Source organism: Mucilaginibacter sp. (assembly GCF_036568825.1).
Lineage (GTDB): Bacteria > Bacteroidota > Bacteroidia > Sphingobacteriales > Sphingobacteriaceae > Mucilaginibacter.
The window spans coordinates 18,299-28,456 of record NZ_DATCRU010000078.1 but is presented as its reverse complement, the minus strand read 5'-3'; the positions used below and the strand labels follow the sequence as shown (position 1 = coordinate 28,456).

At 43.4% G+C, this 10,158-nt stretch carries 6 protein-coding genes and 1 pseudogene; 5 read left to right on the top strand and 2 right to left on the bottom strand.

Translation table 11 applies throughout. The features are described from left to right. The 5 genes and pseudogenes from VIM89_RS17700 to VIM89_RS17680 all read left to right on the top strand — a co-directional run. Positions 1 to 107: pseudogene (locus VIM89_RS17700) on the top strand (IS110-like element ISCaa14 family transposase); the annotation flags it as partial. A gap of 122 nt (positions 108 to 229) precedes the next feature. Next, positions 230 to 1,813 (top strand): N-acyl-D-amino-acid deacylase family protein, encoded by a 1,584-nt coding sequence (locus VIM89_RS17695; protein WP_488157511.1) that lies wholly within the window; start codon positions 230 to 232, stop codon positions 1,811 to 1,813. A gap of 1 nt (position 1,814) precedes the next feature. Beyond that, positions 1,815 to 2,882 (top strand): hypothetical protein, encoded by a 1,068-nt coding sequence (locus VIM89_RS17690; RefSeq protein WP_488157510.1) that lies wholly within the window; start codon positions 1,815 to 1,817, stop codon positions 2,880 to 2,882. Between the two features lie 18 nt (positions 2,883 to 2,900). Next, positions 2,901 to 3,986, top strand: coding sequence for a hypothetical protein (locus VIM89_RS17685; RefSeq protein WP_488157509.1), 1,086 nt, complete (start codon positions 2,901 to 2,903; stop codon positions 3,984 to 3,986). A 98-nt stretch (positions 3,987 to 4,084) separates the two neighbouring features. Next, positions 4,085 to 5,047, top strand: coding sequence for a Gfo/Idh/MocA family protein (locus VIM89_RS17680; RefSeq protein ID WP_488157508.1), 963 nt, complete (start codon positions 4,085 to 4,087; stop codon positions 5,045 to 5,047). Positions 5,048 to 5,181: 134 nt separating this feature from the next. On the opposite strand, the gene VIM89_RS17675 is transcribed toward VIM89_RS17680, so the two are convergent. Together VIM89_RS17675 and galB are read right to left on the bottom strand one after the other, a co-directional pair. Beyond that, positions 5,182 to 7,560, bottom strand: a complete 2,379-nt coding sequence (locus tag VIM89_RS17675) for an ABC transporter permease (protein ID WP_488157507.1) — start codon at positions 7,558 to 7,560, stop codon at positions 5,182 to 5,184. A 70-nt stretch (positions 7,561 to 7,630) separates the two neighbouring features. Continuing rightward, complete coding sequence (galB, locus tag VIM89_RS17670; RefSeq protein WP_488157506.1) at positions 7,631 to 10,063, bottom strand: beta-galactosidase GalB; 2,433 nt, start codon at positions 10,061 to 10,063, stop codon at positions 7,631 to 7,633. Between the last annotated feature and the right edge of the window lie 95 nt (positions 10,064 to 10,158).

Genomic DNA, 10,158 nt, shown 5'->3' with positions numbered 1-10,158 from the left:
AGCTGGCTTTAATTGCAGTAGCTAACAAGCTACTGAAACAAGCATTTGCTATTGCTAAAGCACAATCAAAATATCAACAAGATTATTCAAAAAATATTTGCTTTTAAACACAGTTCATTCTGAGCGAGAGCGAAGAATCTATTACTACATATATTTTGCACCGAACAGCTTTACGGAATAGATGCTTCACTATGTTCAGCATGACAAGAGAAATATCTATTTTAGCCCTATGCTAAAATTAAAAGCCCTGCTTGTAATCTTAATCTTACCCACTCTCCTCTTCGCCCAGCAACGCTTCGATATCATCCTGAAAAACGGAAAAATTATTGACGGCACGGGCAATCCCTGGTATTATGGGGATGTGGGTATTGTTAAAAATAAGATCGTCAGCACAGGCGATCTGTCAAAAGATAAAGCTAAACGGATTATTGATGCGTCAGGATTGATCATCGCGCCAGGATTTATCGATGTGCATACCCACATTGAGGGTGACGAAAAGAAAACACCTACTGCCGATAACTTTCTTTACGATGGCGTTACTACTGTCATCACCGGCAATTGCGGTACTTCTAATGTTGACCTGGGCAAATACTTTAAACAATTAGATAGCATTAAGTTGTCTGTCAATGTAGGTTCGCTGATCGGGCATAATGATGTACGTGCTGCAATTTTGGGTGAAAAAGCGATAACACCAAATGCTGTACAACTGCAAAAAATGCAGGCATTGGTAGAAAAGGCCATGCGTGATGGAGCCATGGGTTTCTCAACCGGACTGATCTATACACCGGGTATCTACTCAAAAACGGATGAAGTGATCGCGTTAGCAAAATCTGCAGCTAAATATAATGGCATTTATACATCGCATATGCGAAATGAATCGGATAAGATTTTCCAGGCGATTGACGAAGCCATTGATGTAGGCAGGCAAGCTAATATGCGGGTGGAAATTTCTCATTTTAAAGTGGGATTGCCTAACTGGAACAAATCAGACCAGATGATCGCTATGGTTGAAAAGGCGCGCGCTGAAGGCTTGGATGTAACGGTAGATCAATACCCTTACACCGCCAGCAGCACCACCTTGAATGTATTATTACCCGATTGGCTGCTGGATGGCGGCCGCGATTCGGTGATGAAGCGACTGAATAATCCCGCCATTCATCAAAAGGTAGTGGATGAAATGATAAAAGACATGAAGCGCCGCGGTCGTGCACATTTTGATTATGCGGTGGTGGCGCATTGTGATGGCGACAGTTCTTTTAACGGCAAGAACATTATGCAGATCAATATTTTGAAAGGGCGTGAATCAACTATACCTAATGAAATAGAGACCATACTGGATATCACAAAAATCGGCAGCGCCTCGATGGTATTTCATGGCATGAATGAGGATGATGTAGAGAACATTCTCAAGTATTCGCTCACCATGGTTGCTTCCGATTCGGGCATACGGCAATTTGGCTCGGGCGTGCCGCATCCGCGTGGTTATGGCAGCAATGCAAGGGTGCTTGGATACTATGTCCGCGAGAAACATTTGATAACCTTGCAGGATGCCATCCGTAAAATGACCTCGTTGCCGGCGCAGAAATTTCAGATCAAAAACCGGGGATTAATTAAACCCGGAATGTTTGCTGATATTGTTATTTTTGACGCCAATACCGTGAAAGACGAGTCAACTTTTGAACACCCGCATGCCTATTCAACTGGTTTTAAGTATGTTCTGGTAAACGGGTGTGTAACTGTTGATAATTTTAAACATAATGGTACCAGAAATGGTGCTATTTTGCGCGGCCCCGGATATAATGAAATTAAATAAAATGCATATAAAAAAAATAACCCTATCTGCCTTTGTACTTGCTTCTTTGGCACTTTTTACCAACTGCAGCTCAAACGGCAGCGCCAAAGCCGATAAAAGTAAACCTGTTGCCAAAACGGATACCGCAAAAAAGAAAACCGCTGATACTACCGTTGCTGCTGCACAGCCTGTTTCCTATCCGCCAATCAATCATGCACAGTATGATTCATTGATGAAGAAATTGGCTCATGGCGACACAACCGGTAAATGGCCGGTGAAGAATGCTCCTTACCCTCTGCCAGGCGCTATTTTACCTTACAAAAGGGTGGTCGCATTTTATGGTAACTTATATGCAAAGAGAATGGGTATTTTGGGTGAGATTCCGCCAAAGGAAATGCTTGCTAAATTAAAAGGCGAAGTAAAGAACTGGGAAAAAGCCGATCCAACCACACCGGTTCAGCCTGCTTTGCACTATATCGCTGTAGTTGCTCAAGGCGATCCGGGTAAAGATGGAAAATACCGTTACCGCATGCCATTTAAACAGATCGATACTGTATTATCACTTGCCAAAAAATCAGGCTCAATCGTGTTCCTTGATGTTCAGGTGGCTTTGAGTAATATTCATGCCGAATTACCATTGCTTGAAAAATACCTGGCTATGCCGCAAGTTCATTTTGGCATGGACCCAGAGTTCTCTATGAAAGATGGTGTAACTCACCCAGGCAAAAAGATTGGCACCTATGATGCTGCTGATATCAACTATGTGTCGGATTATCTTGCCAAACTGGTAAGAAAATATAACCTGCCTCCAAAAATTTTAATCGTTCACCGTTTTACCGAAAAGATGGTGACCAACTACAAAAACATCAAACTGCACCCTGAAGTTCAGTTAGTGATGGATATGGACGGTTGGGGCGAACCTGAGCTGAAAGAAGGTACCTGGCGTTATTTTATTCATAACCAGCCGGTACAGTTTACAGGTTTCAAATTGTTCTATAAAAACGATATTAAGAAAGCGCCTCACCACATGCTTACCCCGCAAGAGGTGTTGAAGAACAAACCTTACCCAATCTATATTCAATATCAATAACTCGGGAGCGGGATACCTATGAACTTTAAAAACATCAGCAAAAACATATTGACAGCAAGCGCAGTGGCTATGTTAGCCACTGCCTGCAGTCAGAACAGCAGTACTACCAAAGTAACTACCAAGTCGCCCGAAAAGAAAGCGGCTACTGAAAATAAAAAAGCAGAACCTGCTAAAAAGTCTGGCGATACTGTGGTAACCAGCACCACGCCTGTTACTTATCCGCCTATCGATCACGCAAAGTACGATGCGCTGATGAAAAAACTAGCCAATGGCGATAGCACCAAATGGCCGGTGAAGAATGCCCCTTATCCCTTGCCAGGCGCTATTTTACCGTACAAACGGGTGGTTGCATTTTATGGTAACCTTTCATCAAAAGGTATGGGCATTTTGGGCGAATTACCGCCTAACGAAATGCTTGCCAAATTAAAAGGCGAGGTGAAGAACTGGGAAAAAGCAGATCCAACTACTCCTGTACAACCTGCGCTGCATTACATCTGTGTAGTAGCAAGCGGCGTCCCGGGTAAAGCAGGAAAGTATAGGACGCGCATGCCATTTAACCGCATCGATACGGTGATAGCACTGGCTAAAAAGGCTAATGCTATTGTATTCCTGGACGTGCAGGTGGGCCTGGGAAGTATTCGTACTGAACTGCCGGAGCTCGAAAGATTCCTGGTTTTGCCGCAGGTGCACTTTGGTATGGATCCTGAGTTTTCTATGAAGGATGGTTCACATCCGGGCAAAAAGATCGGTACTTATGATGCGGACGATGTAAATTATGTTTCGGGCTATTTGGCTGACCTGGTTAAGAAGCATAACCTTCCTCCTAAAATTTTGATCGTGCACCGTTTTACCAAGAAGATGGTTACTAACTATAAAAATATCAAGCTTCGCAAAGAAGTTCAGATCGTGATGGATATGGATGGTTGGGGTGAACCCAGTCTTAAAAACGACTCCTACCGTTATTTTATTCATGACGAGCCGGTGCAGTTTACCGGGTTCAAACTATTCTACAAAAACGACCTGAAAAAAGCGCCGCATCACATGCTTACGCCACAGGAAGTTTTAAATCGTAAACCGGCTCCTATTTATATACAATATCAGTAGTGAATAGTGAATAGTGAATAGTGAATTGGAGTAATTGTTTAATTGTTAGATTGATTTTCTACTGACTACTCACTATTCACCATTGACGAATCAAAACAATGATCAAATTCGGCATTATTGGTTGCGGGCGCATTAGTCACAGGTTTGTGCAGGGTATCAGGGGCGTGGATGGCGCTGAGTTAGCTGCTGCCTGGTCACGGCGGGCTGAGAGTGTTGAACAATTTGTAAGGCAATATGGCGGTAAAGCCTGCATTGGTTTAGATGATCTGCTATCAAGCGATATCGATGCGGTTTATATTGCTACCCTTCCTGATAGTCATGCGGAATACAGCATTGCTGCCTTAAATGCAGGCAAGCATGTTTTGTGTGAAAAGCCTGCTACTGTAAATCTTGCTCAGTTAGAGCCTGTATTGGAATTAGCCAAACAAAAAGGCTTGCTATTTATGGAAGGGATGAAACCGCCCTTCTATCCTCTTTACCAAAAGCTCAAAGAATATTTACAGAAAGATCCAATCGGTACCATAGGCTATGTCCGCGCAGGATCTGCGGTGATAGACTGCCCGCCGGAGCATCCGAATTATAGTTACGACCTGATTGGCGGAGGCATTATGCAGATAGCGCCTTATGAAGCTTTCCTGGCCCTGGACTGGCTCGGCCCGATGACGGGCTTGCAGGCGATGGGCCGCTTCAGCGGCAAACAGGTGGATATGTTCTCCATCTTCCAAACACAACATGACCATGGATTTTCACAGCTTTACTGCGGCTTTGATATGCATGGTAAAGGTGATGCATTGATCGTTGGTCAATTAGGTCATGTCACTATCCACAAAAATTGGTGGAACCCAGCTAAAGCAACCATTGAGTATTTAGACGGACGAAAAGTTGAATTGGATGAGTCTTTTACTGCCGGTGGCCTTAATTATGAAATCGAGCATTTCTGCGAGTTGATCCGCACCGGGCAAACTGAAAGTTCAGTTATTACGCATGAGTTATCACGGCAAATGATTGCTATGCTGGAGGAGGCGAGGATGCAGATTGGGTTGAGGTTTAAGGGAGAGTGAGACTGCAAAAAAAATTTGTCATGTTGAACGATAGTGAAACATCTTCTAGAACAGGCATGGCGAATATGCAGGTCGAAGAAGATCCTTCGCTATCGCTCAGGATGACAAAAAATTATTGCGCAATAGCAACAATATTATTCCTTTATACTATTAATCGGATTAGCCATTGCAGCCTTTATCGATTGAAAACTAACTGTAAATAATGCGATCAATAAAGCGGACATACCCGAAATAAGGAATACCCATACCGGTATATTTATCCGATAGGCAAAGCTCTCCAGCCAGCTATGCATTACCCACCATGATATTGGCGAGGCTATGAGCAATGCGATTACAATCAACCTGACAAAGTCTTTGGATAACATAGCGGTTATGCTGGTTGCTGAGGCGCCTAATACTTTCCGTATGCCGATCTCTTTTTTACGTTGTGTGGTGTTGAAGGCTGATAATCCTAATAGTCCGAGACAGGAAATGACGATGGCAATAACCGCGAAGCAAATAAACAGGCTACCGAACCGCTGCTGTGCAATATATTGGTGATTGTAAGCATCGTCAGCAAAAAAGTAAATGAATGGCAGCGAAGGCGCGAGGTTTCTCCATGCTGATTCAAGCTTGTCCACCGTAGCGTGCACATTGGCGGATGTAATATCAATGGTTATATTGGTCATATGACTAGCATCAACTCGCAATGTAAGCGGCTGCACCTTTTCTAAAAAGGAATGATTATGAAAATCCTTTATAACGCCTACTATTGTCCCCTGGTGGTTGAGTTGGGTGAAGCGCTTGCCAATGGCATCATTCGGATTGGTAAAGCCCAGGCTTTTTAACATCGCTTCATTAATCAGCATGGACTTCATGGAGTCGGTCGCTAAATTTTGAGAGAAGCCCCTGCCGGCAATAACATCGATCCGGAACTGGTTTAAAAAGTCGTTATCTATAAAATATACATCGGTTTTTTGCTGCTGATTTTCGCCTTTGCTATTCTCAATGATTGTATTAAACTGGTTATTGGGTGTGCCAGGAATAGAAGATGAGAAGCTAACCTTTCCAACTCCGGGAATGCTCATCAATTGTTGCTTCACCCCTTCCATATGTTGGTTTATCCGGCTGTCGAATTGGTAATCAACTACCAGCTTATGATCCTTTTGAAAACCCAGTTGCTGGTTTTGCATAAAGTTGAGCTGCATATACACAACGGCAGTCGCTATGATCAGAAATATTGAAATAGAGAATTGTGCCACTACCAACGACCGCCGTAGCACGAGTCCGGTACCAGATGAACCGGTTTTTCCTTTCAAACTGCTGATAGGGTTAAATCCCGACAGGAATAAGGCAGGGTATGCTCCTGACAAAACTCCAACAACTGTCGAGATCAGGAAGAGGGTTAAGACATTTTGGAAATTATGGAAGATGCCATCGGTTACCACTGTGCCGACCAGTTGGTTAAACAAAGGCAGCAACAGCATCGCAAACAATAGCGCGATTACAAAAGCAATAAGGCAAAGCATCACTGCATCCATAAAAAATTGCAGCACCAACTGATATTTTGATGCGCCAAACACTTTACGAACGCCTATTTCTTTGGCCCTTTGTAAAGAAAAGGCAGTAGTAAGATTAATAAAATTGAAGCCGGCAATAAACAGCACCAATACCGCTATGATAGAAATGATATAGATATTGGTAATACTGCCACTTTCTGAAGTGCCGGTCCGGTGCCCGCGCGGTTTGCCGTATAAGTAAACCTTCTTTAATGGCTCAAGCGCCAGTTGATATTTGAATTCGTTTTGATTGAAATTAGCTTTTACAAAATCCGGGAGCTTAGCTTGCAGATCAGCTGAAGACAGGCCGGGTTGCAACAATAAATAAGTATAAAATCCGAAGCGTGTCCAGTTGCGGTTCCAGTCGTCGTCAACCAAGGTTGTTATCGAAAAGATGATGTCGACGCGTAAATGCGAGTTGTAGGGAATATCTTTCATTATCCCGGTTACAACCGCTTTGGTTTGTCCGTTGATCATCATGGTTTGACCGATGGGGTCGCTATTGCCGAAATATTTTTTTGCAGCAGTTTCAGAAAGCACCACATTGCATGGCGCTACAAATATGCGCCCGATATTACCCCTTAGCAACGGCCAGCTAAATATTTTAAACACAGAAGAATCGGCATAGGCTACTTCCTCCTTCGTGGCATTATTGGGATTGCTTTGAAGGATCATATCGTCCATAAAAACGCGGGCCATATCCTTAACTCCGGGATACGCCGCTTTTATTGCCGGTCCCATCGGGGTTGATGTACTTTCGTAATTAATGCCGGATGATGTTTTTATGTCGGTTACCAGACGATAGATATTATCCGCTTTTTGGTTATAGCTATCCCTGCTCAATTCGAATTGAACATAAAACAAGGCAAAGAAGCATACGCATATTCCTGTAGCCAGACCAATTATATTGATGAAAGAAAAGATTTTATGGCTCAGGAAATAGCGGAAGGTAGTTTTAAGATAATGTTTAAGCATAGGGTGGCGGTTTTATCACAAGATAGTAAGACTTACGAAGTTTTAAAAACTTCGTAAGTCTGTTGGAAAACTATTTCGCCTGCAACACCACTGTTGCACTCTGCAAGCCTTTTGATACAGCTGTAAATGTAATAGCCCCCACTTTTTGTTTGGTTTGAACGATAGCCAATGCCAATCCATTAAAAGCATGGCGACTGCTTGCTTTAAACGAATCCAAATCCGTTTCGCTGCCGTTGTCTACGCCTGCAATAAAGGCGTTTCCGTTGATCTTAAAATCGACCAGGTTATCTGCGGTTGGGACTACGTTGCCATCTTTATCCAGTATTTTAACAGTGATGAATGACAGATCTTTACCATCGGCTTTAATATTCTTGCGGTCAGCAATCAATTGGATTTTGGCAGGTTTACCGGCGGTATGTATCTCGCGGGTGAGCACTACTTTTCCATCCTTGCGCGAAACTGCTTTGATTGTGCCGGGCTCGTATTTTACACGCCACATCACGTGCAAGTCATCGCCTTCTTTCTTTTTAGTGCCTAATGATTTGCCGTTCAGGAACAGTTCCACTTCATCGGCATGATTGTAATAGGCCCATACATCGACTGTTTTGCCTGGCTCCCAATTCCAATGCGGTAAAATGTGCAGAACGGTTTTATCGGTCCATTCGCTTTGGTACATATAGTACACATCTTTAGGGAAACCAGCCAGATCGATGATGCCAAAATAGGAACTCCGCGATGGCCAGCCGTATGGTGTAGGTTCGCCTAAATAATCCCAGCCGGTCCATATGAACATGCCTGAAAGGAAGTCATATTTTTTCATCACACGCCAGGTTTCTTCGTGGGTTGAGCCCCACGGTGGAGAGACATTATCATAAGCCGACACGGTATGATCAGCATTCATTTTTGCTTTTGTTTTATAATCCCTACTTGTTGGCCAGCGGCGGATACTGTCCGACGGCATATCATAATGTCCGCGGGTTTCCAAACCGGAAGTAGTTTCGCTGGCTATAAATTTCCTGCCGGGATAACGGATATGGAATTTAGCATAATCAAACTCATGATAGTTATACCCCAGCAGGTCTATTGCGCCTGATTTGATGATCTTATTGCTGGTATCCGGGCGGTCGTTTGCTGATGTCAGCGGCCTGGTTGTATCCAGGTTATGAATGATAGAAGCCAGTTCAGGTGCAATGCGTAATGCGCTGGTGTCGCCCTGTTGAGGTATTTCGTTGCCTATGCTCCACATAACAACGCAAGGGTGGTTACGGTCGCGTAGTACCTGGTCCTGCAGATCGCGTTTATGCCATTCTTTGAAGAACAGGTGATAATCATATTTTACCTTACCCCATTCCCAGCAATCAAAAGCCTCATCCATCACCACAAAACCCATTTTATCACAAAGCTCCAGCAGCTCAGGTGCAGGCGGATTGTGCGAAGTACGAATACCATTGCAGCCCATATCTTTCAACATCTGTAACTGGCGCTCTAGTGCCCGGTAATTAATTGCCGTGCCTAAACTGCCTAAATCATGGTGCTGGCAAACACCTAATATTTTAACCGTTTTGCCATTGAGTGAAAAGCCTTTATCAGCATCGAAATTGAAATAGCGGATACCAAACGGTGTAGTATATTCATCTACCGCAGCCTTGCCCACCATCACTTTAGTAACAACTTTGTAAAGAGCCGGATGTTCAATTGACCACAACACCGGGTTATTGATCTTTATTTCCTGAGCTATGTAATTTGATTTGGTAACATCAGCCTCAGCGGAATTCAGCGTAAGAACTGCCTTCCCTGATGGATTATAAATAGTAGTTGCAAGGACAACCTTAGCAGGGTTCTCTGTTGTATTCTTTACATGGGTTTGCACATGAACTACTGCAAACTGATCATTTACTTCTGGCGTAGTGATAAATGTCCCCCAATGATCGATAGCGACTTTATTTGTCGTCACCAGCCAAACATTCCTGTAAATACCCGAACCTGAATACCAGCGTGAATTTGGCTGAACTGAGTTATCTACCTTAACGGCAATCACATTATTCCCGCCGAATTTCAGGTATGGTGTCAGGTCATATTCAAAAGAGATGTAGCCATTTGGACGGAAACCTAATTCATGACCGTTGATCCAAACCGTGCTTTTCTCGTAAACACCGTCAAAATCGATGTATACCTTTTTATCTTTTGATGCAGCCGGAACAGTGAACGACTTACGGTACCATCCAATACCCCCTGGTAAAGCTCCGCCATCCGGGGTAGCAGGATTATCTTTAGCAAATTTGCCTTCGATGCTCCAGTCGTGCGGTAGATCGAGTGCGCGCCAGTCTGCGTCTTTCACATCTGTCTTTTCTGCGCCTTTTATATCACCTAAATGGAAACGCCAGCCTTTGTCAAAGTCCATCCTCGAACGCGGAGACTGACTAAAAGCCTTGACATTGAAAAGCACAAACAACAACAGAATAAACGCTTTAATAAAGCGTAACGGGAGTTTAAAAGATAACATGATGATCAAAGGTTGAATAAATGTAATATCGACACTAAAATATAAATTATTTCGTCAAACAAGAGTTTTCTATGCCTTTATGACAGGTAAAATAA

Excerpts from the sequence above, each read along its gene's own strand:
- galB (WP_488157506.1), bottom strand. The coding sequence starts at position 10,063 with ATGTTATCTTTTAAACTCCCGTTACGCTTTATTAAAGCGTTTATTCTG.
- VIM89_RS17685 (WP_488157509.1), top strand. The coding sequence starts at position 2,901 with ATGAACTTTAAAAACATCAGCAAAAACATATTGACAGCAAGCGCAGTG.
- VIM89_RS17675 (WP_488157507.1), bottom strand. The coding sequence starts at position 7,560 with ATGCTTAAACATTATCTTAAAACTACCTTCCGCTATTTCCTGAGCCAT.
- VIM89_RS17695 (WP_488157511.1), top strand. The coding sequence starts at position 230 with ATGCTAAAATTAAAAGCCCTGCTTGTAATCTTAATCTTACCCACTCTC.
- VIM89_RS17680 (WP_488157508.1), top strand. The coding sequence starts at position 4,085 with ATGATCAAATTCGGCATTATTGGTTGCGGGCGCATTAGTCACAGGTTT.
- VIM89_RS17690 (WP_488157510.1), top strand. The coding sequence starts at position 1,815 with ATGCATATAAAAAAAATAACCCTATCTGCCTTTGTACTTGCTTCTTTG.